We start from the raw sequence: 25133 nt of genomic DNA on the forward strand, positions 1-25133 counted from the left end.
GGCGCCGTTGGCGGTCTGAAAATCACCCGTCACGCCCCTCTCCGCACCCACCCCCTCCACCGCCCCCTCCCGCAGCGCGTCCCTCTCGCCTGGGGTGGGGAGGGGGGAGGGGGTGGTGGGGGTGGGTGGGTTGGTGCGGGTGGGTGGTGCGGGTGGGTGGTGCGGGTTGGGGGTGGGGTCTGGTGGGTTCGGGATACTGGGGGCATGAGGCTGACGGAGTTCTGGCGACGGATGTACGCGCACTTCGGGGAGGGGTACGCGGAGTCGTTCGCGTCCGATCACGTGATGAGTGAGTTGGGTGGGCGGACGGTGCGCCAGGCGTTGGAGGCGGGGTGGGAGGCCAAGGACGTGTGGCGGGTGGTGTGTGAGACCCAGGGGGTCTCGGCGCAGTTGCGCTGAGCGGCTGTCGTGGGGCGGGTGGGACAGACTGTCCGGGTGACTACGAGTGGAGAGCAGAAGAGCCGGGGCGAGGGGGAGCGGACGGGCGGCGGGACGCTGTGGGGTGGGATGCCGCCCTGGTTGCCCCGGGCGATGGTGCTGTTCCTGGTGTTGGTGGGGCTGTTCCAGCTCGCCGACTGGGCCTTCCGGCAGTTGATCGATCTGTTCGTGATGTTGTTGGTGGCCTTCTTCCTGTCGCTGGCGCTGGAGCCGGCCGTGGACCGGATGGCGGCGCGCGGGGTGCGCCGGGGGGTGGGCACCTTCCTGGTGTTCGTCGCGGTCGGGGTGGCAGTGGTCGGGTTCCTGGCGGCGCTCGGGACCTTGTTGGTGGATCAGGTGGCGAAGATCGCGGGGGACCTGCCGCACCTGGTGGACAACCTGATCGGGTGGGTCAACCGGACCTTCCATCAGGACCTCTCGCTGGGTGAGCTGCAGAAGAAGCTGCTCAAGGACTCCGGCACGATCGAGAACTACGCCCAGCAGGCGGCCGACAACGTGTTGGGTGTCTCGTCCACCGTGCTCGGGGGGCTCTTCCAGACCTTCACGGTCGGGCTGTTCACCTTCTACTTCACCGCCGAGGGACCGCGGGTCCGCCGGACTGTGTGTTCGCTGCTGCCGCCCGCCAAGCAGGGCGAGGTGCTGCGGGCCTGGGAGATCGCGCTGGCCAAGACCGGCGGCTACCTGTACTCGCGGGCGGTGCTGGCGGTGGTGTCGGCGGCCGGGCACTGGCTGATGTTCGTGCTGATCGACCTGCCGTACTCGGCGGCGCTGGCGATCTGGGTCGGCGTCATGTCGCAGTTCGTGCCGACCATCGGGACGTACCTGGCGGGTGCCCTGCCGGTGCTGGTGGCGCTCACGGTGCAGCCGGTGGACGCGCTGTGGGTGCTGGTCTTCACGGTGGTCTACCAGCAGGTGGAGAACTACGTGCTGCATCCGAGGATCACCGCCCGGACGGTGGACGTGCACCCGGCGGTGGCCTTCGGCGCGGTGATCGCGGGGGCGGCGCTGCTGGGGGCGGTGGGTGCGCTGATCGCGATCCCGGCGGCGGCGACGCTGCAGGGCTTCGTCGGGACGTACGTGCGGCGGTACGAGGTGGCCACCGATCCGCGGATCGACCGGGGGGAGCAGCGGCGGGCGCGGCGGGAGCTGCGTCGGGAGGCGGCCCGGCGGCTGCGGCGGATGGTGGGTGGGGACGGGGAGTGATGGTGGGGCGGGGGTGACGGGGCGGGGCGGGTGGTCGGGGGACTGCCCGCCCTGCGGTGTGTTCGGACCTCGGGGCTTGAATCGAACAGATGTTCTTTGTACTCTCCGGCGTGGAGTTTTCCACAGGGCGAGCCGGGTGGGGCTCGTTTGTCAGTGGGACGCGCTAGCGTCGAGGACGATGAAGCGCACAGCACAGAACCCGAGGGAAAAAGCCATGGCAGGTACGGACAAGGAGAAGGCCCTCGAGGCCGCGCTCGCCCAGATCGAGCGGCAGTTCGGCAAGGGCTCGGTGATGCGCCTCGGTGAGAAGGCGAACGAGCCGGTCGAGGTGATCTCCACCGGGTCGACGGCCCTGGATGTCGCCCTCGGTGTCGGCGGCATCCCGCGCGGCCGGGTGGTCGAGATCTACGGCCCCGAGTCCTCCGGTAAGACCACCCTGACGCTGCACCTGGCGGCCAACGCGCAGCGGGCCGGCGGCACGGTCGCCTTCGTCGACGCGGAGCACGCGCTCGACCCCGAGTACGCCAAGAAGCTCGGCGTGGACACCGACGCCCTGCTGGTCAGCCAGCCGGACACCGGTGAGCAGGCCCTGGAGATCACCGACATGCTGATCCGCTCCGGCGCGATCGACCTGGTGATCATCGACTCGGTCGCGGCCCTTGTCCCGCGCGCCGAGATCGAGGGCGAGATGGGTGACTCGCACGTCGGTCTGCAGGCCCGTCTGATGAGCCAGGCGCTGCGCAAGATCGCCGGTGCGCTGAACCAGTCGAACACCACCGCGATCTTCATCAACCAGCTGCGCGAGAAGATCGGCGTCATGTTCGGCTCGCCGGAGACCACGACCGGTGGCCGGGCGCTCAAGTTCTACGCCTCGGTCCGACTGGACATCCGCCGGATCGAGACCCTGAAGGACGGCACCGAGGCGGTCGGTAACCGTACCCGTGTCAAGGTCGTCAAGAACAAGGTCGCCGCGCCGTTCAAGCAGGCCGAGTTCGACATCCTGTACGGCATCGGCATCAGCCGCGAGGGTGGCCTGATCGACATGGGCGTCGAGCACGGCTTCATCCGCAAGTCCGGCGCCTGGTACACCTACGAGGGCGACCAGCTGGGCCAGGGCAAGGAGAACGCCCGTAACTTCCTGCGGGACAACCCGCAGCTCGCCGACGAGATCGAGCGGAAGATCAAGGGCAAGCTCGGCATCGGCCCGAAGACCGAGGAGCCGGCCGAGGGCGAGCCGGAGGCCGCGGCGGCCGACGGCGCTGCCAAGCCGATCACCGCGACCGCAGCCAAGACGGCCGCGGCGAAGAAGACGGCGGCTGCCAAGGCCTGAGCTGTTGACGGAGTACGACATGGTGGGCGGCGGTCCGGCCGGGCCGGAGGACGACGACTACGGGCCGCCGGAGTGGTTCGCGGCGGTTGCTGAGGAGCCGGAGCCGGGTTCCGGGCAGCCGGTCGAGGGGCTTGGGCTGGTTTCGGCCTCCGAGCTGCCTGCCGGTCGGCGTCGGCGTCGTTCGGCGTTGGCGGACGCGGACGGGTGGCGGAGTGGGTCCGGGGCGGTCGGTCACGGGGGTGTGGCCGCCCCGGCGGCCCGGGCGCGGCGTGGCGAGGGCCGGTCGGCGGACGGGGGCGTCGGCCGTGGTGCCCGGAAGCGGGTCGAGGAGCAGGGCGATCCGGAGAACCGGGCCAGGGATATCTGCCTGCGGTTGCTGACCGGCGCGGCCAGGAGTCGCAAGCAGCTCGCCGACGCGCTGCGCAAGCGGGAGATCCCGGAGGACGTCGCCGAGCAGGTGCTCACCCGGCTGGAGGAGGTCGGGCTGATCGATGACGCGGCCTTCGCCGCGGCCTGGGTGGAGTCCCGGCACGCCGTCCGGGGGCTGTCCCGGCGGGCGCTGGCCCAGGAGCTGCGCACCAAGGGTGTCGCCGCCGACCTGGTCGAGCAGGCCCTCGTCCAGGTCGACCACGATGACGAGGAGGAGGCGGCCCGGGCGCTGGTCGAGCGCAAGCTGCGGTCCACCCGGGGGCTGGACCCGCAGGTCCGCACCCGGCGGCTGGTCGGCGTGCTGGCCCGGCGAGGGTACTCCGAGGGGCTGGCCTTCCGGGTGGTGCGCGCCGCGCTGGAGGACGAGGGGGAGTAGTTCCTGTTCGGGCGGGCGCCCGGGGGCGCGCAAGGAGTCGTCGGAGCTGTACGCGCGGCGGCCGGCCCGACTGGAGGAGATCACCCGTTCGAACGCCGGGGCGCCGAGGCGTACGCGATGCAGGCCGGGCGCGAGGTGCGGGTGATGGTGCGGCCGGACGCGGTGGACGACCTGGGGGCGGAGCTGACCCACCCGGCCACGGGGGTGGCGGGGTAGGTCAGGACGCGCTCCGGGTCGCGGAGTCCACCTGTTCGGGTTCCGGTGCCGCCTCCGGCTCGGGCGGGCCCTCGATCGGGGCCGGGCCGCCGCGGGCGCGGTCGGCCAGGGCCAGGAGGTCCTCGGCGGCGGCGCCCTGGGTGACGCCGACCAGGTGCCCGTCCGGCCGGATCAGCAGCACGGTGTGCGGCCCGGCGCCCGGGTACTCCTCGGTGACCAGCACCTCGGCCGGCACCGGCAGTGCGGCGGCGACCTCGGCGAGCCGGGGCATCAGGCCGGCGCCCAGCCAGTGCTCGGCCGACCAGACGGCGGTGCCGGGGGCGACCAGCAGCAGCAGGAAGGTGGCGCCGAGCCGGGCGTGGAGGTGGTCCGGGGTGCCGTCGGCGGAGAGCACCGGGAGGTCCGGGACGAGCACGCCGGGGGCGGTGGCGGGCAGCAGTTCGCTGAGCGAGGTGGTGCCGCGGGCGCCGCGCTGCACCGGGACCCGGCCGGGGACGCCGGAGGGCGCCGCCGGGTAGGCGGGCGCGCCGCCGAAGCGGCCGGTGCCCAGCTGGCCGTCGGCGAGCATCGGGGCGTGCTTGCGGAAGCCGCCGACCAGCAGCGAGCGGCGGGTCTGCTGCCAGCCGCGCAGCGGGCGCAGCAGCGGCATGGACTGGTCGACGGCGCGCAGCCGGGCGCCGACCGCGCCGCGCCGCTCGGCCTCGTAGCCGTCCAGTAGCGAGCCGCCGGGCTGGGGGCCGCCGGAGTGGAGGTGCCAGGCGAGGGCGAGCCGCCAGGCGAGGTTGTCGGCGTCGCGCAGCCCGTCGGCGAGGTTCTGCATGCCGAGGGCGCCGTGCAGGTGGGCGGCGTCGCCGGCCAGGAAGCAGCGGCCGCTGCGGAAGCGGGCGGCGAGGCGCTGCTGGGCGGTGTGGTCGGCGGCGGCGAGCAGCTCGTAGCGGGGGAGTTCGCCGCACCAGCCGGTGAGGGTGGCGGTGACCCGGGTGAGCAGGGTGTCGCCGGTGACGATGCCGGGCCAGGTGGCGTGCGGGTCGACCTGTTCGGTGGGGGCGGGGCGGCCGGGGGGCAGGCGCCAGTCGATCCGCCAGACGCCGTCGGGCAGCGGACGGGCGGTGGCCTCGCGGTCGCCCCGCCAGGGGGGTTCGCGGTGCAGCCGGGCGCCGTCGAAGGGCAGGTCGACCCGGACGGTGGCGATGGCGTTGCGGTCGACCGCGGGGCGGCCGGGGAAGCGGATCTTCAAGAGCTTGCGGACGGCGGAGCGGGCGCCGTCGCAGCCGACCAGGTGGCTGCCGCGCCACCAGGTGCTGGAGCCGTCCTGGGTGCCGTGGGTGCGGACGCTGACCCCGTCGCGGTCCTGTTCGAGCTCGACGACCCGGTTCAGCGGGACCAGCCGGACCAGCGGGGTGCCGGTCAGGGCGTCCCGCAGGCCGCGCTGGAGGCGGTGCTGGGGGAGGTGGAAGGTGGGCGAGTCGGTGAGGTCGATCCGCAGCACCTCCTGGCGCCGCCGCCAGACGGCGAAGGAGTCCCACAGGGCCGAGTCGGAGACGGCCCGGGAGTAGCCGATCCGGGTGAGGAAGGCGGCGGAGTCGGCGCCGAGGACGACGCTGCGGGGGCCCTCCGGGCAGAGCCCGGAGCCCTCGTCCAGGACGACGGTCGGCACCTCGTGCCGGGCCAGCGCGAGGGCCAGGGCCAGACCGACCGGTCCGGCCCCGACCACGATCACCGGATCCATGCGGGGACCTCCGGGGACGAACCGGCCCATGGGCCGGCGTCAGTTACCGCTGCCGCATATGCCGCGTGGATGCTCCCGGGAGGTGTCACGAAGAGCAATGCAACAGTTCGCCTGGGTGTCCGTCAAGCAGCAGCTGAAGTGCGCCGGTTCGCGCCGCGACGGCCACGTGCTTCGATCCACCGCGCGAGCGCGGTCAACAGGAGGCACAGGAGGATGTAGATCGGGGCGATCACCAGGACCACGGGGATGTAGGGGAAGCCCGCGGCGTTCAGCGGCTGGCTGGCGATCTTCTTGCCCATGAACAGCAGTTCGTTGTACGTGATGATGTAGCCCAGCGAGGTGTCCTTGAGGGTGACGACCAGCTGGCCGATCATCGACGGCAGCATCGAGCGGACGGCCTGCGGCACCAGGATGGCGGACATCACCTGGGTCTTGCGCATCCCGAGGGCGTACGCCGCCTCGCCCTGTCCGCGCGGCACGGCGTTGACGCCGCTGCGGATGATCTCCGCCTGGACCGCGCCGTTGTAGAGGGTGAGGCCGAGCACCAGCGCCCACATCGGGTCCTTGGCGAAGAACGCGTAGTAGAGCGCGACGATCAGGATCAGCAGCGGCATCGCCCGGAAGAACTGGACGATCGCGGTGCAGGTCCAGCGGAGCGGCTTGTGGTCGGACAGCTGTCCGGCGGCCAGCAGCGCGCCCAGGGTGAGCGAGAAGGCGGCCGCCAGGCCGAAGGCCTTGAGGGTGGCCAGCAGGCCGTCCACGATCATCTGCTGGACGAAGGTGTACTGGAACGGGTCCCACAGGTCGGCGTCGAACTGGCCGTTGTCGGCGAGCGTGGAGACGACGTACCAGAGGAGCCCCGCGATGCCGATCGCCCCGAGGGCGCCGAACAGGCGGTAGCGGGCGCGGGCCCGGGGGCCGGGGGTGTCGTAGAGGACACTGGCCGAGGCCTGGCGCTGGAACAAACTCATCGGGCCACCGCCAGTCGGGATTCCAGGAAGCGGAAGAACGAGGCGACCGTCGCGCTGATCAGCAGGTAGGCGCAGGCCACCCAGAAGAAGATCGAGAAGATCGAGTAGCCGCGTTCGGAGAAGGTCTGCTGGGCGCTGTACAGCTCGCCGACGCTGAACGCGCCGGCGATCGCCGAGTTCCTCGGCAGCGCGATGAACACGCTGCTCATCGGGGCCAGCACCGTCCGGGTGGCCTGCGGCAGGACGACCAGGGTGAGGGTCTGGAAGAAGTTCATGCCGAGGCTGCGGGCGGCCTCGGCCTGGCCGAGCGGCACGGTGTTGATGCCGGAGCGGATCACCTCGCAGACGAACGAGGCGGTGTACCCGCCGAGCGCCAGCACCGCGAAGACGAGGTGGCTGAAGTGCACGCCCAGCGGCGGCAGGCCGAAGGTGACGGCGAAGAACAGCAGGGTCAGCGGCGTGTTGCGGAACAGCGTCACCCAGGTGGTGCCGAAGGCACGCAGGACCGGGACCGGGGAGACCCGGAAGGCCGCCAGCAGGGTGCCCAGCAGCAGGGCGAGCAGGGCGCTGAGCGCGCTCAGCTCGATCGTCTGCAGGAAGCCGTCGCGGAACAACGCGAAGTTGTCCTGCTCGAACAGGAACCCCATCCGGCGGCCCTCCTCTCACAGATGGTCAGGGGCGGACAGTGTGCGGATCAGTAGCGGTCGAGGGTCGGGATCGCCGGAGCGGCCGAGCCGGACGCACCGAGGGTGGCGTCGTAGGCCTTCTTCCAGTCGCCGTTGTCCTCGTGGGCCTTGAGGGCGTCGCTGATCGCGTCCCGCAGCGCCTTGTCGTCCTTGTTCAGGCCGACGCCGTAGTTCTCCTTGGTGAAGGGCTTGCCGACGACCTTGAGCTTGGGGGCGTACTTGGAGGCGTAGCCGTTGAGGATCGCGTCGTCGGTGGTGACCGCGTCGACCTCGCCGTTGAGCAGCTTCTCGACGCAGGCCGAGTAGGTGTCGAACTGGGTGATCTTCGGGTTGTACTGCTGGATGTTCTTGATCGAGGTCGAGCCGGTGGCGGTGCAGACGTTCTTGCCGCTGATGCTGTCCGGGCCGGTGATCGAGGTGTTGTCCTTCTTCACCAGGAAGTCCTGGCCGGCGATGTAGTACGGGCCGGCGAAGGAGACCGTCTTCTTGCGCTCGTCGTTGATGCTGTAGGTGCCGACGTAGAAGTCGATCTGGCCCTTGGCGATGGCCGGCTCGCGCTGCGAGGAGACCAGGGTCTGCCACTTGATCTGCTGCGGGGTGAAGCCGAGGTCGGCGGCGACCATCTTGGCGATCTCGATGTCGAAACCGCTGCGGTCGCCGCTGGCGACGTCCTCCCAGCCGAGGTTCGGCTGGTCGGCCTTGGCGCCGATGATCAGCTGGCCGCGCTTCTTGGCCTCGGCCAGCACCGCGGAGTCGATCTTGACGTCGGTCTTGACCGTGTAGGTCGGCAGCGCCGGAGCGTTGCTCGCGCTCGCGGCGTTGCCGGAGGAGGCGGGGGTGCCGTCCTTGCCGCAGGCGGCGGTGGCGGTGAGCGCGACGGCACAGAGCGCCACGGCGAGGGTGCGGGAAGTCCTCATGAGGGTTGGTCTCCTGGGGCTGGGCCACGGCGTGGACCGGGCTCTGGCGTCTGGAAGTCGGGCACGGGCGGGGTCGGCCGGCGCCCTCGCCGGCGGCGGTCCCGCGTGGTCTCGGAGTCGGGCCCGATCGGGCCCCGGGCTCAGTGGTGCAGGATCTTCGAGAGGAAGTCCTTGGCGCGGTCGGAGCGCGGCGCGGTGAAGAAGGCCTCCGGGGTGTTCTGCTCGACGATCTTCCCGTCGGCCATGAACAGCACCCGGTTGGCGGCGGAGCGGGCGAAGCCCATCTCATGGGTGACCACGACCATCGTCATGCCGTCGGCGGCCAGTTGGCGCATGACCTCCAGCACCTCGTTGACCATCTCCGGGTCGAGCGCCGAGGTCGGCTCGTCGAAGAGCATCACCTTCGGCTTCATCGCCAGCGCCCGGGCGATCGCCACGCGCTGCTGCTGGCCGCCGGAGAGCTGGGCCGGGTACTTGTCCGCCTGGGCCGCGACGCCGACCCGCTCCAGCAGCTCGCGCGCGGTCTTCTCGGCGTGCGAACGGAGCACCTTGCGCACCTTGACCTGCGCGAGGACCACGTTCTCCAGCACGGTCTTGTGTGCGAACAGGTTGAACCCCTGGAAGACCATGCCGACCTCGGCGCGCAGCCGGGCCAGCTCCCGGCCCTCGGCGGGCAGCGGGCGGCCGGAGAGGGTGATCTCCCCGGAGTCGATGGTCTCCAGCCGGTTGATCGTCCGGCAGAGCGTGGACTTGCCCGACCCGGACGGGCCGATCAGCACCACGACCTCGCCCTGCCGGATCTCCAGGTCGATGTCCTGCAGCACGTGGAGCGCGCCGTAGTGCTTGTTGACCTTGTTCAACACGACCAGTGGGGCGGCTGCGGGGGTGGAGTCCTCGACCGGGCTCTCAGTCATCGCGCCTGCTTCCTCATGTGTCGAACTGTGTCGAACTGGGTTGATTCGTGCCTGCTCCGGAAGTTCCAACTCCCTTGAGCGGCAATGCTGGTAAGAATCCGGGAGCCGCGACCGGCGGAGCCGCAGCCCCCGGTGGGGCGACCTTAGGAGTGCTGACGGCGCCCCGTCAGCCGATCTGAGCGGAACTTGAGGATCACGAAACGGCCACGCCATGCGTACGTACTGTTCGCGAGTGCGTCGACGGGGCATGTCACAGCGGGAATCCGCGCCGGTGCCCGCCGTCCCCCACGAGGCCGGTCCGCGGCCGAACCTGGCGCCTGGCCGCCCGCTGGCCCATACTGCGCAGGGCCGGGCCCCGACCGATCGGCCCGGTGATCACAAGGGGGAAAGGAGGAGAACAGGATGCGACTGCTGCTCGTCGAGGACGACGAACGCGTGGCCGCGGCACTGGTAGCGGTGCTCGGCCGGCACGGCTTCCAGGTGCGGCACGCCCGCAGCGGGCACGAGGCGCTGGACGCCCTGGTGCCGGACGGCAACGACCCGTACCGCGTCGTGCTGCTCGACCTCGGGCTGCCCGACCGCGACGGCTTCGAGGTGTGCAGCCGGATCCGGGCCGGCAGCGGTGTGCCGGTGATCATGGTGACCGCCCGTGCCGACATCCGCTCCCGGATCCACGGCCTCAACCTGGGCGCCGACGACTACGTCACCAAGCCGTACGACATGGGCGAGCTGCTCGCCCGCATCCACGCCGTCGCCCGCCGCGGCGCCCAGCCGTCCTCGGTGGCGGTGCCCGCGCCCGACACCGTGCCGCAGCAGCGCGGCCCGCTGGAGTCCCGGGGCATCCGGATCGACCGGGAGCGCCGCCGGGTCAGCGTGGACGGCCGCGACGTGCCGCTCACCCGCAAGGAGTTCGACCTGCTGGCACTGCTCGCCCAGAGCCCCGGCGTGGTCTACCGGCGCGAGCAGATCTTCAGCGAGGTCTGGCGCAGCGGCTGGGAGGGCAACGGCCGCACCCTGGAGGTGCACATCGGCTCGCTGCGCAACAAGCTGGCGCTGCCCGGCCTGGTCGAGGCCGTGCGCGGCGTCGGCTACCGGCTGATACCCGACTCCCCGGCCGCCACCGCCGCCGACCAGGCCCCGTCCTCCTCCGCGGAGCACTGACCGCACGTGCGCACCCGCCTGCTCGGCATCCTGATCGCCCTCATGCTCTGTGTCCTGGCCGCCCTGGGGCTGCCGCTCGCGGCGGCGTTCGCGGCGGCCGAGCAGAGCAGGGTGGTCGTCGACCGGCTCGACGACGCCGCCCGCTTCGCCCAGGACCTGCCCACCTCCGGCGCCACGCTGGACTCCGCCCGCAAGGGCGACCCGGAGCCCGCCCCCGGCGACCTCAGCCGGCGCCACGCGATCAAGACCGAGGTCCAGCGCTACTTCGACCTGTACGGCGTCCGGCTGGGCATCTTCCAGCGCGACGGCATGCCGATAGCGGTCGCGCCCGAGGACTGGCGGGTGCCCGCCGTCGGCTGGGGTGCCCAGGCCTTCCAGGAGGCGCTGGACGGGCGGCGCAGCCACAACCCGCCGCAGGTCTGGCCGTGGACCGGGGACCGGACGATCACCGTCGCCGCCCCCGTGGTGCGCGACGGCGATGTGGTCGCGGTGGTGCTGAGCGAGTCCCCGACCGGGGCGCTGCGGGACCGGGTGCTGCACAAGTGGCTGGTGCTGGCCGGCGGCGAGGCGGCCGCGATGGCCGTCGCCGTGCTGCTGGCCGTCCGGCTCACCGAGTGGGTGCTGCGCCCCGTCCGCACCCTCGACCGGGCCACCCACGACATCGCCACCGGCCAGATGGCGGCCCGGGTCGCCCCCGGCGGCGGACCGCCCGAACTCCAGCGGCTGGCGCGCTCGTTCAACGAGATGGCGGACCACGTGGTGCTCGCCATGGACCAGCAGAAGGCCTTCGTCGCGGACGCCTCGCACCAGCTGCGCAACCCGCTCTCGGCCCTGCTGCTGCGGGTCGAGGTGCTCGGCCTGGAACTGCCCGAGGGGCACGAGGAGGAGCTCAGCGGGGTCCGGGAGGAGGGCTCCCGGCTGGCCCGGGTGCTGGACGACCTGCTCGGACTGGCCACCGCCGAGCACGCCCGCCCCGAACCCGAGCAGACCGACCTCGCCCAGCTGACCCTGGCCCGGGTGGACGGCTGGCGGCCGGTCGCCGAGCAGCGCGGGATCGAGCTGCGCTGGGACGGCCCGGCGCTGGCCATCGGGATGGCCGACCCGATCGGCTTCGGCTCCGCGCTGGACGCCGTCCTGGACAACGCGCTCAAGTTCGGCCCGACCGGCAGCCAGGTGCGGCTGCGGGTCGTGGTGCGCCGGGACGAGGTCGCGGTGACCGTCAGCGACGCCGGGCCGGGGCTGACCGAGGACGAGCTGTCCCGGGCCGGGGACCGGTTCTGGCGCAGCGCGCGGCACCAGAACGTGGACGGCTCCGGGCTCGGCCTGTCCATCGCCCGCACCCTGCTGGCGGCCGGCGGCGGCTCGCTCGGCTTCGCCCCGGTCAAACCGACCGGGCTCGCGGTGACCCTGGCGGTGCCCCGGCCGGAACGGCCCTAGGGTTTCACCGAGCGGTAGTAGCGCGCCGCGCCCGTGTGCAGCGGGAGCGGGTCGGTGTAGACGGCGGTGCGCAGGTCGACCAGCTGGGCGGCGTGCACCTGGGCGCCGATCTGGTCCCGGCTGTCGATCACCGCCCGGGTCATCCCCTCGACCAGCCCCGGGTCCACGTCGTCCCGGGTGACCAGCAGGTTGGGCACGGCCATGGTGGCCACGGCGTCCTTGGGCTCGGCGCTCGGGTAGGTGCCCTTGGGCATGGTGGCCGCCCGGTAGGCGTCCACGCCGTCGCCCTCCGCCTTGTGCAGCGCCTCGGACAGGTCGCCCAGCGGGACGATCCGGATCCGCATGTGGTCGGAGAGGTCGGTGAGCGCGCTGGTCGGCAGGCCGCCGGACCAGAAGAAGGCGTCGATCTTGTGGTCGCGCAGCTCGTCGGAACCGTCGCTGACGCCCCCGGGGACCGGGGTGATGTCGTGGTCCGGGTCCAGCCCGGCCGCGGTCAGCAGCTGCCTGGTCACCAGGTTCACCCCGGACTGCGGCAGGCCGATGCCCACCCGCAGGCCCTTGAGGTCGGCGGTGCGGTGCACCGGGGAGTCGGCCGGGACGATCAGCTGCAGGTAGTCGTCGTACAGCCGGGCGATCGCCCGGAGCCTGTCCTTGCCGGGGCCCTGGTAGGCGGCGACCGCGTCGGCGGTGGCGATGGCGAAGGTGTCCTGGCCCTTGATCACCCGGCGGAGGTTGTCCACCGAGCCCTCGGAGCTGTCCAGGGCCAGCCGCACCCCCGGCATGGTCTGCGACACGTGGCTCTGCAGCAGCTTCCCGTACCGGTCGTAGACCCCGCGCGGGACGCCGGTCGCGAAGCGGGTCTCCCCGCGCGGGTACCCCGGCGAGCGGCCCGCCGACAGCCACCAGCCGCCGAACCCGGCCACCAGCAGCACCAGCACCAGCACCGTCCGCCACAGCGGGCTGCGGGCCGCGCGGCGGACGGCGGCGCCGAGTCGTGACGGATCGGTGGGGGTCATGCAGGGATACTGCCAGGCGCTCCGGCCGAACGGGAGGGGAACGGCCGGGGGAAAGCTCCGGAACCGGCTCCGCGAAGATCCGGGGAAAGCCCGGCCGCGGCTGCCCGTACCCTGGTCTGGTGAGCGGTGAGAGCGGATTGAAGAGCTACAAGGTCGTCACGCACGGCTGCCAGATGAACGTCCACGACTCCGAGCGGCTGTCCGGCCTGCTGGAGGACGCGGGGTACGTCAAGGCCGGGCCGGAGGGCGATCCGGACCTGGTCGTGTTCAACACCTGCGCGGTGCGCGAGAACGCCGACAACAAGCTGTACGGCAACCTCGGGCAGCTCGCGCCGGTCAAGAGCCGCCACCAGGGCATGCAGATCGCCGTCGGCGGCTGCCTGGCCCAGAAGGACCGCGAGTCCATCGTCAAGCGCGCCCCCTGGGTCGACGTGGTGTTCGGCACCCACAACATCGGGCACCTGCCGGCGCTGCTGGAGCGGGCCGCGGTCGAGCGCAGGGCCCAGGTCGAGATCCTGGAGTCGCTGGAGACCTTCCCCTCCACGCTGCCCACCCGCCGTGAGTCGGCGTACGCGGCCTGGGTCGCGATCTCGGTCGGCTGCAACAACACCTGCACCTTCTGCATCGTCCCGGCGCTGCGCGGCAAGGAGGAGGACCGCCGCCCCGGCGACGTCCTCGCCGAGATCGAGGCGCTGGTCGACGAGGGCGTCATCGAGGTGACCCTGCTCGGCCAGAACGTCAACGCCTACGGCTCCGACCTGGGCGACCGCGAGGCCTTCTCCAAGCTGCTGCGCGCCGCCGGGCAGATCGAGGGCCTGGAGCGGATCCGCTTCACCTCGCCGCACCCGCGCGACTTCACCGACGACGTGATCGCCGCGATGGCCGAGACCCCGAGCGTGATGCACCAGCTGCACATGCCGCTGCAGTCCGGCTCGGACCGGGTCCTCAAGGCGATGCGCCGCTCGTACCGGCAGGACCGTTTCCTCGGGATCATCCGCAAGGTCCGCGAGGCGATGCCCGACGCGGCCATCTCCACCGACATCATCGTGGGCTTCCCCGGCGAGACCGAGGAGGACTTCGAGGAGACGATGCACGTCGTCCGCGAGGCCCGCTTCACCAACGCCTTCACCTTCCAGTACTCCAAGCGCCCCGGCACCCCCGCCGCGGAGATGGCGGACCAGGTGCCGAAGGAGGTCGTCCAGGCCCGCTACGACCGGCTGATCGCCCTCCAGGAGGAGATCTCCTGGGACGAGAACAAGAAGCAGGTCGGCCGCACCCTGGAGATCCTGGTCGCCGAGGGCGAGGGCAAGAAGGACGACAAGACCCAGCGGCTGTCCGGCCGCGCGCCCGACAACCGCCTCGTGCACTTCGCCAAGCCGGACGAGCCGGTGCGCCCCGGTGACGTGGTGACCGTCGAGATCACCTACGCCGCCCCGCACCACCTGCTCGCCGAGGGCCCCACCCTCGCGGTGCGCCGCACCCGGGCCGGCGACGCCTGGGAGAAGCGCCAGGCCAAGCCCGCCGACAAGCCGGCCGGAGTGCTGCTCGGCCTGCCGAAGATCGGCGCCCCGGCCGAGCTGCCGCCGGCCGCCCCGGCGGGCGGCGCCTGCTGCGGCGACTGACCCGTGTGACGGGAAGCCGAACGGTCCGGCCCGAGCTCTTCGGCTCCGGCCGGGCCGTTGGGCTTTCCGGCTAAGGTGATCCACATGCTGGTAGCCGCCGCCGTGTGCCCCTGTCCGCCGCTGCTCGTCCCCGAGGTCGCCGCCGGTGCCGCGCCCGAGCTGGACGGGCTGCGCGCCGCCTGCGACGAGGCGCTGGCGGCGCTGGTCGCGGCCGGGCCGCAGCTGGTCGTGGCGGTCGGCGCCGGGCCGGAGGCCGAGGTGTGGACCGAGGGCGGGGCCGGGTCCTTCCGGCGCTACGGGGTGCCGCTGGTCGCCAAGCTGCCCGGCGGGCGGGTCGAGGGCCCGGAGCTGGCGCCCTCGCTGACCGTCGGCGCCTGGCTGCTGGAGCGCGCCGGGGTGACCCTGCCGACGCACGCCTGCGCGGTGCCCGCCGACGCCCCCGCCGACCGGATGCTCGGCCTCGGCCAGGGCCTGGCCGGCCTGGCCGACCGGGTCGCCCTGCTGGTGCTCGGCGACGGCAGCGCCTGCCGCTCGGTGAAGGCCCCCGGCTACCTGGACGAGCGGGCCGAGGGCTTCGACGCCGCGACGGCCGCCGCCCTGGGCTCGGCCGACCTGCCCGCCCTGGCCGCCCTGGACCCGGCGCTGGCCGCCGAGCTCAAGGCCGAGGGCCGGGCGCCCTGGCAGGTGCTGGCCGGCGCCGCGGAGGGCGCCGGCCTCACCGCGCGGCTGGGCTACCAGGACGCGCCGTACGGGGTCGGGTACTTCGTGGCGTCCTGGTCGTAGCGCCGGTCAGGACTGCGGGGGCCGGTCCTCGTCGCCCGGCTTCGGCTTGTGGGCGAAGTCGCCCACCGCGCCCTTGGCCTTGTCGGCGCCGTGCTCGATCTTGTCGCTGTACTTGCCCTTGGTCGCCTTGTCGATCGCGCCGCCGGCCTTGTCGACCATGTGGTCGATCTGGTCGCTGTGCTTGCCGGCGAGCTCGCTGGCCTTCTCCTTGAGCTCCTCGGCCTTGCCCTTGATGTTGTCCATCAGGCCCATGGTGATCTCCTTCGTTCCCTGTCTCCTGCACAACGCACGGGGCCGGTCAAGAGTTCGCAAAGACGACCGGGGGCGGAGCAGGCCGGAGGCGGTCCGGGAAACAGTCACATCCTCGCGCAGTCGGTGCCGGGTGGCAGCCCGGCCCCGGGTGCGGCGGCGGTTTGGGAGACTGGAGCGGTGAGCAGCTCCCGTGTGATCAGCATCGTCGGCGCGACCGCCGCCGGAAAGTCCGACCTGGCCGTCGCCATCGCCCGCAGCCTCGACGGCGAGGTGATCAACACCGACTCGATGCAGCTGTACCGGGGCATGGACATCGGCACCGCGAAGCTGACCGTGGCCGAGCGCGGGGGAGTGCCGCACCACCTGCTGGACGTCTGGGACGTCACCGAGGCCGCCAGCGTCGCCGAGTACCAGCGGCTGGCCCGGGCCGAGATCGACCGGCTGCTCGCCGCCGGGCGCACCCCCGTCCTGGTCGGCGGCTCCGGCCTGTACGTCCGGGCGGCGATCGACGAGATGGAGTTCCCCGGCACGGACCCGCAGGTCCGCGCCCGGCTGGAGGCCGAACTGGAGCAGGACGGCCCGTACGCGCTGCACCGGCGGCTGGCCGGGCTGGACCCGGCGGCCGCCGAGGCGATCCTGACCAGCAACGGGCGGCGGATCGTCCGCGCCTTGGAGGTCATCGAGATCACCGGGCAGCCGTTCACCGCCAACCTGCCGAGCAACACCGCGGTGTACGAGGCCGTGCAGATCGGCGTCGCGGTGCCGCGCCCCGAGCTGGACGAGCGGATCACGCTGCGGGTCGACCGGATGTGGGAGGCCGGGCTGCTGGACGAGGTGCGCGGGCTGGAGCGGGTCGGGCTGCGGGAGGGCCGGACCGCCTCCCGGGCGCTCGGCTACCAGCAGGTGCTCGACCACTTCGCCGGCGGCTGCACCGAGGACGAGGCGCGGGCCGAGACGGTGCGGGCCACCAAGCGCTTCGCCCGCCGCCAGGAGTCCTGGTTCCGCCGGGACGACCGCATCCACTGGCTCTCCCGGCCGGCCGGCACCGACCCGGTCGAGCTGCTGGAACGGTCCCTGGAACTGGTCGGCCGTCAGGGAGTTCCGGCCGCATAGGACCTGTTCCGGCCAATTCGGCGGTGCACTTGCGCGCGCAGGCGACCGTGCAGGACGAACCGGGGGTCACGGCCCGATCACGTGATGGCCACGGATCACCCGAGGACCCCGGTCAGGCCCCGAACGTCCCCTCTGGACATGCCATCATCGATGCCGTAAGGGTCGGCCCGTGCGGGTCGGCCGTGCCCGGCCGCGAGTCCGCTCGTGTCGAACTGTCAGGGGAGGCCGTGTGTCGACGGGTACCGGCCCCGAACCCGGTCAGGGCGGAAGTGTCACCGCACCGGCCGAGGAGTTCGACGAGTCGACGAGGGGGGACCTCCCCGTGCTGACCGGGCTGGAGGCGCCGACCTCGTACGCGGCCGCGGTGCCCGCGCTGGACACCCGCACCCCGCCGGACGCCGCGGTGCACGAGCGGGAGATCCGGCCGCTGCGCCGGCTCCGCTGGTGGCAGACCCTGCCGATCGCCCTGCTCGGCACCCTCGGCTCGCTGATGTTCGCCTTCCCGCTCGCCTTCGGCTCGGCCGGGCCGCGGGCCACCATGGTCGGGATGCTCGGGCTGCTGTTCACCGCCGCCTCGTTCGGCTGGGGCGCGATGGCGGCCCGGCACGCCGGCTACAAGTGGCCGGGGTTGCCGCGCCGGGGCTCCGCGCAGCGGGCCGGCTGGCGGGCCATCGCGGTCTACACCCTGATCGCGCTGGCGGCCTGCGCGCTCGCGGTGTGGCGGGTCGCCTACCTGCGCTGAGCCGGGCCCCGGCGTCCCGGGTGCCTGCGCCGAGCCGGGCCCCGGCGTCCCGGGCCGGCGCGCTCAGTACCATCGGTGGGGTGAGCGCATCCTCTTCCCCGCAGGCCGGTCTCCCATTCTTCAAGGGGCACGGCACCCAGAACGACTTCGTGATCGTGCCGGACCCGGACGGGGTGCTGGAGATCGGCCCGGAGGCCGTCGCCGCGCTGTGCGACCGCCGGGCGGGCATCGGCGGGGACGGGCTGCTGCGCGTGGTGCGCGCGGCCGCCGACCCGGCCGCCGCGGACCAGGCCGACCGGGCCGAGTGGTTCATGGACTACCGCAACTCCGACGGCAGCATCGCCGAGATGTGCGGCAACGGCCTGCGGGTCTTCGCCCGCTTCCTGGTCGAGTCCGGCCTGGCGAAGTCCGGTGAGCTGATGATCGCCACCCGCTCCGGGGTGCTCAGCGCGACGGTCGGCGAGGACGCCGCGGACGGCACTCCGGGCGAGGTCACCATCGACATGGGCCGGGCGGGGCTGCCCGGGCCGGACGGCATCGAGGTCGCGGTCGGCGGGCGGCGCTGGCCCGCCCTGAACGTCAACATGGGCAACCCGCACGCGGTGGCCTTCGTCGAGAGCCTGGACCACGCCGGGGAGTTGCGCAGTGCCCCGCTCACCAGCCCGGAGGGCGTCTACCCGGAGGGCGTCAACGTCGAGTTCGTGGTGGACCGCGGCCCGCGGCACGTCGCGATGCGGGTGCACGAGCGCGGCTCGGGCGAGACCCTCTCGTGCGGCACCGGCGCCTGCGCCGTCGCGGTGGCGGCCATCCGCCGGGACGGCGTGGACCCGGCGGTCACCGGCGAGGCGGTCGCGTACACCGTGGACGTGCTGGGCGGCCGGCTGGTCATCACCGAGCACCCGGACGGCCGGGTGGAGATGACCGGTCCGGCGGTGATCGTGGCCGAGGGGCGGCTCGACGCTCGCTGGTGGGAGTCGCTGACCCGGCAGTGACGGCCCGGTTTGCCCAATTCGTACGGTGACGAATCCCCCCGATCGGGTGATACCGATCGCGGACGGGAATCATGGCGTCGCGGAACGTGCTCTGCTCGGTAGCATGGACCACCGGGTCGATCGCCCCTGGGAGGGGTGGCAGGATCCCCCACGAGGGGCCGCGCCCGGCGACGTTGCCGGAGGTGCCGATGACCATCGAAGCCGGGCAGCCCCTGACGGGGCAGCCGACGACCGCACGGCAGGCCGGGGCCAGGAGGCCCCTCGGAGAGCTCGGCCGGGCCGCCCTCGGCCGGGCCGGCCGGGCCGCCCTGCTGGCCACCGGCCGGCCGCCGGTGCCGGACGCCCTGGAGCCGCTGGTCCGGGTGCACCGGCGGCACCATCCGCAGGCGGACCTCGCCCTGCTGGCCCGGGCCTACCGGCTGGCCGAGGCCAGCCACCGCGGCCAGAAGCGCAAGAGCGGCGAGCCGTACATCACCCACCCGCTGGCCGTCACCATGATCCTGGCCCAACTCGGCGCCGGGACGACCACCTTGGTCGCCTCGCTGCTCCACGACACCGTCGAGGACACCGAGTTGACGCTGGACCAGGTGAGCGCCGGCTTCGGGCCCGAAGTCGCCTACCTGGTCGACGGGGTGACCAAACTGGAGAAGGTCGACTTCGGCGCCGCCGCCGAGGCCGAGACCTTCCGCAAGATGCTGGTCGCCACCGGGGACGACGTCCGGGTGATGGTGATCAAGCTCGCCGACCGGCTGCACAACATGCGCACCATCCGGCACATGAAGCCGGCCAGCCAGGTGCGGATCGCCAAGGTCACCAGGGACGTGCTGATCCCGCTGGCCGAGCGGCTGGGCATCCAGGTGCTCAAGGCGGAGCTGGAGGACATCGTCTTCGCCACCCTGCACCCCGAGGAGCACGCCCGCACCCGCGGCCTGATGGCCGGTCACGAGGGCGAGCCGGACGCCCTGCTGGAGCCCTTCGCCCGCCGGCTGGCCCGCCAGCTCGCCGAGACGGGGGTCGCCGCCGAGGTGACGGTGCGGCCCCGGCACTGCGTCTCGCTGCACCGGGTGCTGCTCAAGCGGGCCGCCGCGCCCGGCCGGGACGGCCGGCCGCAGGAGCCGCAGCCCGCCGACTTCGGGCGGCTGCTGGTGGTGGTCGAGGAGAACGCCGACTGCTACGCGGTGCTCGGCGAACTGCACACTTGCTGGACGCCGCTGCCCGGAGAGTTCAAGGACTTCGTCGCCGCTCCCAAGTTCAACCTCTACCAGTCGCTGCACACCGCCGTCGCGCTGGACGGCGGCGCGGTGGTCGAGGTGCTGGTGCGGACCCGGCGGATGCACGAGGTGGCCGAGACCGGGGTGGTCGCGCTCGGCGACCCGACCCCGGCCGGTCCGGCCCAGGACGCCGACGAGCTGGACCGCACCGACCCGGCCCGGCCCGGCTGGCTCAGCCGGCTGCTGGAGTGGCAGCAGGAGACCCCCGACCCGGACGCCTTCTGGTCCGCGCTCACCGCCGACCTGGCCGGCGACCGCGAGATCACCGTGGTGACGGAGAACGGTGAAACGCTTCAGCTACGGGCCGGGGCCAGCTGCGTGGACGCCGCCTACCTGCTCGGCGAGGAGACCGGCCACCGATGTATCGGCGCCCGGGTCAACGGCCGGCTCACCGCGCTGTCCACCGTGCTGCGGGACGGGGACGTCCTGGCGGTGCTCACCGAGAGCCTCCCGGCCGGCGGCGCGGCGCAGCCCTCCGGCCCGTCGCCGGAGTGGCTGGCGCACGCCCGCACCCCCGGCGCCCGGCTGGCCATCGAACGCTGGCTGGCCGACCACCCGGCCCGGGTGCCGGTGGTGCGCACCGGCCCGGCCGGGGGCCAGCCCGCCCCGCCCGCGCACCGGGCGGGGGAGCGGCGGTCCGCCCCGGTCGCGGTGGCCGGCCGGCCCGGGGCGACGGTGCGGCTGGCCCGCTGCTGCACGCCCGTCCCCCCGGACGCGGTGGCCGGCTACCCGATCCGCGGCGGTGCGGTGGCCGTGCACCGCGCCGCCTGCCCCGCCGGGCAGCGGCTGCGCGCCGACGGGCGGGCCGAACTGGAGGTCCGCTGGCAGCCCGAGGACGCCCCGGCGGCCGGCCACCGGGCGACCCTGCGGGCCGAGGCACTGAACCGGCCCCGGCTGCTCGCCGACCTCACCGCGGCGATCTCCGCCGAGGGCGTCGGCATCGTCTCCGCCGAGGTCGAGCCGCCGCAGGAGCTGCGGGTCCGGCACACCTACACCGTGGAGCTGCCCGAGCCGGGCGCGCTGCCCGCCCTGATGCGGGCGATGCTCAAGGTCTCCGGGGTGTACGACGTGAGCCGCCCGCACGCCCCCGAGGGGGCGCAGACCCGGCACTCCGGCGGAAATGGGGGTGACCGGCCCGCACCGGGCGTGCGACCATCGTGGGGAATTCACGGCCGGTCCACAGCGTTCTCAGGGCACAGGAGCCCCGGTGGGATCCAAGGGACCACGCCGAAGCCATCCAGCGACCAAAGGACAGAATGACCTCCACGTTCGAAGCCCGCGACCACGCCGACGCCCCGCGCCGCCTCGACGGTCTGCGAGCGGAAGCCCTCATGGACGAGGACCTCGCGGCCATCGACGAGGACCTCGGCCACAGCTACGACGGAGACCAGTACGACCGCAGCGAGCGCGCCGCCCTGCGCCGTGTCGCCGGCCTCTCCACCGAACTCCAGGACGTCACCGAGGTCGAGTACCGCCAGCTCCGCCTGGAGCGCGTGGTGCTCGTCGGCGTCTGGACCGACGGCACCCTGGAAGAGGCGGAGAACTCGATGGCCGAGCTCGCCGCACTCGCCGAGACGGCCGGCTCCGAGGTGCTGGACGGCGTCATCCAGCGCCGTGACAAGCCCGACGCGGCCACCTACATCGGCTCCGGCAAGGCGAAGGAGCTGCGCGACATCGTCGCCTCCACCGGCGCCGACACCGTGGTCTGCGACGGTGAGCTCACCCCCGGCCAGCTGATCCAGCTGGAGGACGTGGTCAAGGTCAAGGTCGTCGACCGGACGGCCCTGATCCTGGACATCTTCGCCCAGCACGCCAAGTCCCGGGAGGGCAAGGCGCAGGTCTCGCTCGCGCAGATGCAGTACATGCTGCCGCGCCTGCGAGGCTGGGGTCAGTCGCTGTCCCGGCAGATGGGTGGCGGTGGCTCCGGTTCCTCGGGCGGCGGCATGGCCACCCGCGGTCCCGGTGAGACCAAGATCGAGACCGACCGGCGTCGGATCCGCGAGAAGATGGCGAAGCTCCGCAGGGAGATCGCCGACATGAAGAAGGGCCGCGACACCAAGCGCCAGGAGCGCAAGCGCCACCAGGTGCCGTCCGTGGCCATCGCCGGCTACACCAACGCCGGCAAGTCCTCGCTGCTCAACCGGCTCACCGGCGCGGGCGTGCTGGTGGAGAACTCGCTGTTCGCCACCCTGGACCCGACCGTGCGCCGGGCCGAGACCCCGAGCGGGCGGCTCTACACCCTGGCCGACACCGTCGGCTTCGTCCGGCACCTGCCGCACCACCTGGTCGAGGCGTTCCGCTCGACCATGGAGGAGGTCGCCGACGCGGACCTCATCCTGCACGTGGTCGACGGCTCGCACCCCGAGCCGGAGACGCAGCTGGCCGCCGTCCGCGAGGTCATCGTCTCGGTCGACGCGCAGAACGTGCCGGAGATCGTGGTGATCAACAAGGCGGACGCCGCCGACCCGCACGTGCTGCAGCGCCTGCTGCGCCGCGAGCCGCACGCCATCGTGGTGTCGGCCCGCAGCGGTGCCGGCATCGAGGAGCTGCTCAAGCTCATCGACGACGAGCTGCCGCGCCCGGCCGTCGAGGTGCGGGCCCTGGTGCCCTACACCCAGGGCGCCCTGGTCTCCCGGGTGCACAAGGAGGGCGAGCTGATCGCCACCGAGCACACCGCCGACGGCACGCTGCTGCACGCCAAGGTGCCGGCCGAGCTGGCCGCCGAGCTGGAGTACTTCGCGGTGGCCCTGCAGGGCTGATCCGCCCGTCGAGGCAGCCCCCGGACGTCCGCGTCCGGGGGCTACTTCACGTTCTTGACGAAGTAGTCGAAGGCCTGCTTCGCCTGGTCCTGCAGCGACGGTCCGGCCCGGTAGCCCGCCGGGTTGCGGTTGCCGAGCGAGCTGACGCTGACCAGGTTGGGCTTGCCGTCCTTGGTGATGAACCAGCCGCCGCCGCCCGCGCCGCCGGTCATGGTGCAGCCGATCACGTACATCGGCGGGCGGGACCGGTCGAAGGACAGCCGGCCCGGCGCGGCGGGGGAGTCGCAGTGCTGCAGCTCCATGCCGTCGAAGGGCCGCTCGACCGGGTAGCCGAAGGCGGCGGCCGAGGTGACCTGCTCGCGCGGGGCGTTGAACCAGACCGGCACCGAACCGCCGACCGCCTCCTCCAGGGACGGGCCGGAGGCCGACTCGCCGCGCACCCGGACGATCCCGTAGTCGTACTGGTCGTGGGCGCCCACGCCGCTCTCCTGGAGCCAGGTCGGCGACACCATGGCGCGCACCGCCGTCCAGCGGCCGTACGGGGCGGCCTGCTGGTCGCCGTACGGCTTGCCGCGGGCCGCCTGGCCGTCCCGGTTGAAGGCGGGCACGAAGACCAGGTTCTTCACCCAGGCGCCGCCCTTGCCGTCGTGCAGGCAGTGCGCGGCGGTGTAGACCAGGTTGCTCCTCCCCGGGTTGAGCGGGTCGGAGACCACCGTGCCGGAGCAGGCCTCGTCGCCCTGCGGTGTGGTCATCAGCAGCCTGCCGACCAGGGCGGAGTCCGGGCCGTACGGGTGCGGCTGCGGCCGGGCCTGGACGGCGGCCGGCGGGGCGTCCCGCTCGACGCCGGCCGGCCCGGCGGCGGTCGGCCCGCCGGCGGTCGGCGGGTACTCGGGGGTGGGCCGGGCCTTGGCGGCCTCCGTCCGGGCGGTCGTCCAGTAGCCCGGGGGCACCTGGTTGGTGAAGCCGCTCTCGGCGACGTACCGGGCCCAGTCCGCCGGCTTCCAGCCGCTCAGGTCGCCCAGGCTGGTCGGCGCGGCCTTGGGCAGCGCCGACGGCGGGGCGGCCGGGGCGGCGGGGCCGTCCGGTCCGCAGGCGGCCGCGGTGAGCGTCAGGGCGGCGAGCAGTGCGGCGCCGGCCGTGGCGGCCCGCCGTCCCCGGACGCGGGTGGTGCCGGTGGTGCTGGTGGTCCTTGTGGTGCTGAAAGTGCTGACGGTGCTGACGGTGCGCAAGCTGAGGAGTCCCCCGTGGTGGTACCGGTCACTGCTTCCTGGAGATCCAGTCCAGGGCCTGCTTGGCGACCGTCTCCAGGTACGGGCCGCTCAGCGAGGTGTGATCCTGGGTGCCGATCGAGGTGTTGCTGACCAGGGCGGTCCTCCCGTCCGGCATGGTGGCGAACCAGCCGCCGCCGCTGGCGCCCTGGGTCATGTTGCAGCCGATGGTCAGCATGGACGGGCGCTGGGCGTCGAAGGACAGCCGGGTGGGCTTGCCGCCGTCGCACTTGTACAGCTCCTGGCCGTCGAACGGCTTGACCAGCGGGTAGCCGGCGGCCGAGACCTTGAGCTGGTCGCGGGGCGCGTCGAACCACACCGGGGCGGCCGAACCGACCGTCTCCTCAAGGGACTTGCCGGTGTCGCTCTGGTTGTGCACGCGCATCACGGCGAAGTCGTACTGGTTGGCGGCGTCCCCGGTCGGGCCGCCCTCGACCATCCACTGCGGGGAGGTCACGACCTGGTCGGCCCACCAGGTGCCCAGCGGGGCCAGCTCGGACAGCGGGGCCTTCTTGCCGCCGCTGGAGGCACCCGAGTTGTTGTAGGCGGGGACGAAGACCAGGTCCTTGTAGAAGTTGCCGCCCTTGCCCTCGTGCACGCAGTGGGCGGCCGTCCAGACCAGGTTGCTCTTGCCCGGGTGCTGGGGGTCGGCGATCACCGTCGCCGAGCAGTTGCCCCGGCCGCCCTGGGCGGAGAAGAACACCTTCCCGGAGGGCTGCTTGAGGTACGGGCGGGGCACCTGGACGGCCTTGACCACCGGCGGCTCGGGATCGGTCACGCCGTCGGCGGCGGCCGGCTTGGCGGTCGGCGGCGCCGGGTCGGCGGGCTTGGCGTCGCCCATCTTGTCGGGGTTCCAGAAGTCCTTCACCACCGGGTTGTTGAAGACGTGCTTGGAAGCCCACTTGTCCCAGTCGTCGAACTTCCACTTCTTCAGGTCGTCCCAGCTCTTCGGCAGGCCCTCCAGCAGGCTGGTCGGCAGGCCGGACGGCAGGGTGATCCCGCCGATGGCGCCGCCGGGGGCGGCGGAGGCGCTCGCGGCCGTGGCGGGCGGCGGCGCGGCGGCGGTCTTGTCGCCGCCCGCCGGGCCGTCCGGTCCGCAGGCGCTGACGGCCAGCAGCGTTCCCGCGGCCAGGGCGGCGGCCAGGGCTGACCGGTGGATCGGTGGCATCGGTGCGCTTCCCCCTGCGTTCGGTCGGACTGCTCGGGCTGTGTCGGGTCGGGCTTCGGTGCGGCGGCTCGCCGTCCTGGAGTCTTCCATCGCCGTACAGGACGGCGGCGGCCGCCCCCCGGGTTCCGGGGCCGGGCGGAGGTCACCGATCCGTGATGCGGAACCGGCCCCCTCGTTGGCGCAGCAGGGCCGCCCCGCCCGGTGGCGCACTATCCCCGATCTTCACCCGGACGAGTGAGCCGTCCTTGTGATCACCCGTCAGGGATAGGTAACCCTTACCTGACGCGACGGTGCGAGCGCCCGCCGAACCCCTCCACCACCCGCGCGCGTCCGCACCCCC

At 73.0% G+C, this 25133-nt stretch carries 22 protein-coding genes; 13 read left to right on the plus strand and 9 right to left on the minus strand.

All coding sequences use genetic code 11. The features are described from left to right. Positions 1-204 precede the first annotated feature (204 nt). The 4 genes from ABTY61_RS27430 (at position 205) to ABTY61_RS27445 (ending at position 3776) form a co-directional block, all read left to right on the plus strand. Positions 205-399 (plus strand): DUF3046 domain-containing protein, encoded by a 195-nt coding sequence (locus ABTY61_RS27430; protein ID WP_350507756.1) that lies wholly within the window; start codon positions 205-207, stop codon positions 397-399. 36 nt (positions 400-435) lie between these two features. Further along, entirely contained in the window at positions 436-1641 is a 1206-nt protein-coding gene (locus ABTY61_RS27435; RefSeq protein WP_502895442.1) for an AI-2E family transporter, read from the plus strand. A gap of 214 nt (positions 1642-1855) precedes the next feature. Beyond that, positions 1856-2971: a recombinase RecA gene (gene recA / locus ABTY61_RS27440; protein ID WP_350507757.1), complete on the plus strand. Its 1116-nt coding sequence runs from the start codon at positions 1856-1858 to the stop codon at positions 2969-2971. Positions 2972-3158: 187 nt separating this feature from the next. Then, positions 3159-3776, plus strand: a complete 618-nt coding sequence (locus tag ABTY61_RS27445) for a regulatory protein RecX (protein ID WP_502895447.1) — start codon at positions 3159-3161, stop codon at positions 3774-3776. A 217-nt stretch (positions 3777-3993) separates the two neighbouring features. Here the strand turns inward: ABTY61_RS27445 and ABTY61_RS27450 are convergent, their stop codons facing one another. The 5 genes from ABTY61_RS27450 to ABTY61_RS27470 all read right to left on the minus strand — a co-directional run bounded on the left by ABTY61_RS27450 (position 3994) and on the right by ABTY61_RS27470 (position 9209). Next, entirely contained in the window at positions 3994-5721 is a 1728-nt protein-coding gene (locus ABTY61_RS27450; RefSeq protein ID WP_350507758.1) for an FAD-dependent monooxygenase, read from the minus strand. Between the two features lie 122 nt (positions 5722-5843). Further along, positions 5844-6692, minus strand: coding sequence for an amino acid ABC transporter permease (locus ABTY61_RS27455; RefSeq protein WP_350507759.1), 849 nt, complete (start codon positions 6690-6692; stop codon positions 5844-5846). Next, complete coding sequence (locus ABTY61_RS27460) at positions 6689-7339, minus strand: amino acid ABC transporter permease (protein WP_350507760.1); 651 nt, start codon at positions 7337-7339, stop codon at positions 6689-6691. Before ABTY61_RS27460 ends, ABTY61_RS27455 begins: the two co-directional genes overlap by 4 nt. A 47-nt stretch (positions 7340-7386) precedes the next feature. Continuing rightward, on the minus strand, positions 7387-8295 hold the full coding sequence (locus ABTY61_RS27465) for a glutamate ABC transporter substrate-binding protein (protein WP_350507761.1): 909 nt from the start codon (positions 8293-8295) through the stop codon (positions 7387-7389). Positions 8296-8435: 140 nt separating this feature from the next. After that, a complete protein-coding gene (locus ABTY61_RS27470) occupies positions 8436-9209 on the minus strand; it encodes an amino acid ABC transporter ATP-binding protein (RefSeq protein WP_350507762.1) in 774 nt (257 codons plus the stop codon). 402 nt (positions 9210-9611) lie between these two features. Between ABTY61_RS27470 and ABTY61_RS27475 the strand changes: the two genes are divergently transcribed. Next, positions 9612-10370, plus strand: a complete 759-nt coding sequence (locus tag ABTY61_RS27475; protein ID WP_350507763.1) for a response regulator transcription factor — start codon at positions 9612-9614, stop codon at positions 10368-10370. 6 nt (positions 10371-10376) lie between these two features. Then, positions 10377-11807: a sensor histidine kinase gene (locus ABTY61_RS27480; RefSeq protein WP_350507764.1), complete on the plus strand. Its 1431-nt coding sequence runs from the start codon at positions 10377-10379 to the stop codon at positions 11805-11807. On the opposite strand, the gene ABTY61_RS27485 is transcribed toward ABTY61_RS27480, so the two are convergent. After that, on the minus strand, positions 11804-12823 hold the full coding sequence (locus tag ABTY61_RS27485; protein ID WP_350507765.1) for a TAXI family TRAP transporter solute-binding subunit: 1020 nt from the start codon (positions 12821-12823) through the stop codon (positions 11804-11806). The genes ABTY61_RS27480 and ABTY61_RS27485 overlap by 4 nt on opposite strands. A 119-nt stretch (positions 12824-12942) precedes the next feature. Between ABTY61_RS27485 and miaB the strand changes: the two genes are divergently transcribed. After that, a complete protein-coding gene (gene miaB / locus ABTY61_RS27490) occupies positions 12943-14445 on the plus strand; it encodes a tRNA (N6-isopentenyl adenosine(37)-C2)-methylthiotransferase MiaB (RefSeq protein ID WP_350507766.1) in 1503 nt (500 codons plus the stop codon). Between the two features lie 84 nt (positions 14446-14529). Next, positions 14530-15228 (plus strand): class III extradiol dioxygenase subunit B-like domain-containing protein, encoded by a 699-nt coding sequence (locus tag ABTY61_RS27495; RefSeq protein WP_350507767.1) that lies wholly within the window; start codon positions 14530-14532, stop codon positions 15226-15228. Between the two features lie 6 nt (positions 15229-15234). Here ABTY61_RS27495 and ABTY61_RS27500 read toward each other — a convergent pair whose 3' ends face one another. After that, positions 15235-15480, minus strand: a complete 246-nt coding sequence (locus ABTY61_RS27500) for an antitoxin (RefSeq protein WP_350507768.1) — start codon at positions 15478-15480, stop codon at positions 15235-15237. A 177-nt stretch (positions 15481-15657) separates the two neighbouring features. Here ABTY61_RS27500 and miaA point away from each other — a divergent pair, with 177 nt between their 5' ends. From miaA to hflX, 5 genes are all read left to right on the plus strand, one after another. Then, complete coding sequence (gene miaA / locus ABTY61_RS27505; protein WP_350507769.1) at positions 15658-16593, plus strand: tRNA (adenosine(37)-N6)-dimethylallyltransferase MiaA; 936 nt, start codon at positions 15658-15660, stop codon at positions 16591-16593. A 229-nt stretch (positions 16594-16822) separates the two neighbouring features. Continuing rightward, positions 16823-17335, plus strand: a complete 513-nt coding sequence (locus tag ABTY61_RS27510; RefSeq protein ID WP_350507770.1) for a hypothetical protein — start codon at positions 16823-16825, stop codon at positions 17333-17335. A 71-nt stretch (positions 17336-17406) separates the two neighbouring features. Then, positions 17407-18327, plus strand: a complete 921-nt coding sequence (gene dapF, locus ABTY61_RS27515) for a diaminopimelate epimerase (protein WP_350507841.1) — start codon at positions 17407-17409, stop codon at positions 18325-18327. Positions 18328-18515: 188 nt separating this feature from the next. Next, positions 18516-20858, plus strand: coding sequence for a RelA/SpoT family protein (locus tag ABTY61_RS27520; protein ID WP_350507771.1), 2343 nt, complete (start codon positions 18516-18518; stop codon positions 20856-20858). Continuing rightward, positions 20855-22357 (plus strand): GTPase HflX, encoded by a 1503-nt coding sequence (hflX, locus tag ABTY61_RS27525; protein WP_350507772.1) that lies wholly within the window; start codon positions 20855-20857, stop codon positions 22355-22357. The genes ABTY61_RS27520 and hflX overlap by 4 nt, the downstream gene beginning before the upstream one ends. A gap of 41 nt (positions 22358-22398) precedes the next feature. Here hflX and ABTY61_RS27530 read toward each other — a convergent pair whose 3' ends face one another. Then, positions 22399-23586, minus strand: a complete 1188-nt coding sequence (locus ABTY61_RS27530) for a trypsin-like serine peptidase (protein ID WP_350507773.1) — start codon at positions 23584-23586, stop codon at positions 22399-22401. 28 nt (positions 23587-23614) lie between these two features. After that, positions 23615-24793, minus strand: coding sequence for a trypsin-like serine peptidase (locus ABTY61_RS27535; RefSeq protein ID WP_350507774.1), 1179 nt, complete (start codon positions 24791-24793; stop codon positions 23615-23617). Between the last annotated feature and the right edge of the window lie 340 nt (positions 24794-25133).

The organism is Kitasatospora sp. NPDC096128, from assembly GCF_040303105.1.
GTDB lineage: Bacteria > Actinomycetota > Actinomycetes > Streptomycetales > Streptomycetaceae > Kitasatospora.

Bases quoted from the DNA above. Each gene is read 5' to 3' on its own strand.
- ABTY61_RS27450 (WP_350507758.1), bottom strand. From the start codon at position 5,721: ATGGATCCGGTGATCGTGGTCGGGGCCGGACCGGTCGGTCTGGCCCTG.
- recA (WP_350507757.1), top strand. From the start codon at position 1,856: ATGGCAGGTACGGACAAGGAGAAGGCCCTCGAGGCCGCGCTCGCCCAG.
- ABTY61_RS27485 (WP_350507765.1), bottom strand. From the start codon at position 12,823: ATGACCCCCACCGATCCGTCACGACTCGGCGCCGCCGTCCGCCGCGCG.
- ABTY61_RS27500 (WP_350507768.1), bottom strand. From the start codon at position 15,480: ATGGGCCTGATGGACAACATCAAGGGCAAGGCCGAGGAGCTCAAGGAG.
- hflX (WP_350507772.1), top strand. From the start codon at position 20,855: ATGACCTCCACGTTCGAAGCCCGCGACCACGCCGACGCCCCGCGCCGC.
- ABTY61_RS27460 (WP_350507760.1), bottom strand. From the start codon at position 7,339: ATGGGGTTCCTGTTCGAGCAGGACAACTTCGCGTTGTTCCGCGACGGC.
- ABTY61_RS27455 (WP_350507759.1), bottom strand. From the start codon at position 6,692: ATGAGTTTGTTCCAGCGCCAGGCCTCGGCCAGTGTCCTCTACGACACC.
- ABTY61_RS27430 (WP_350507756.1), top strand. From the start codon at position 205: ATGAGGCTGACGGAGTTCTGGCGACGGATGTACGCGCACTTCGGGGAG.
- ABTY61_RS27495 (WP_350507767.1), top strand. From the start codon at position 14,530: ATGCTGGTAGCCGCCGCCGTGTGCCCCTGTCCGCCGCTGCTCGTCCCC.
- ABTY61_RS27475 (WP_350507763.1), top strand. From the start codon at position 9,612: ATGCGACTGCTGCTCGTCGAGGACGACGAACGCGTGGCCGCGGCACTG.
- ABTY61_RS27470 (WP_350507762.1), bottom strand. From the start codon at position 9,209: ATGACTGAGAGCCCGGTCGAGGACTCCACCCCCGCAGCCGCCCCACTG.
- ABTY61_RS27520 (WP_350507771.1), top strand. From the start codon at position 18,516: ATGACCATCGAAGCCGGGCAGCCCCTGACGGGGCAGCCGACGACCGCA.
- ABTY61_RS27535 (WP_350507774.1), bottom strand. From the start codon at position 24,793: ATGCCACCGATCCACCGGTCAGCCCTGGCCGCCGCCCTGGCCGCGGGA.
- ABTY61_RS27465 (WP_350507761.1), bottom strand. From the start codon at position 8,295: ATGAGGACTTCCCGCACCCTCGCCGTGGCGCTCTGTGCCGTCGCGCTC.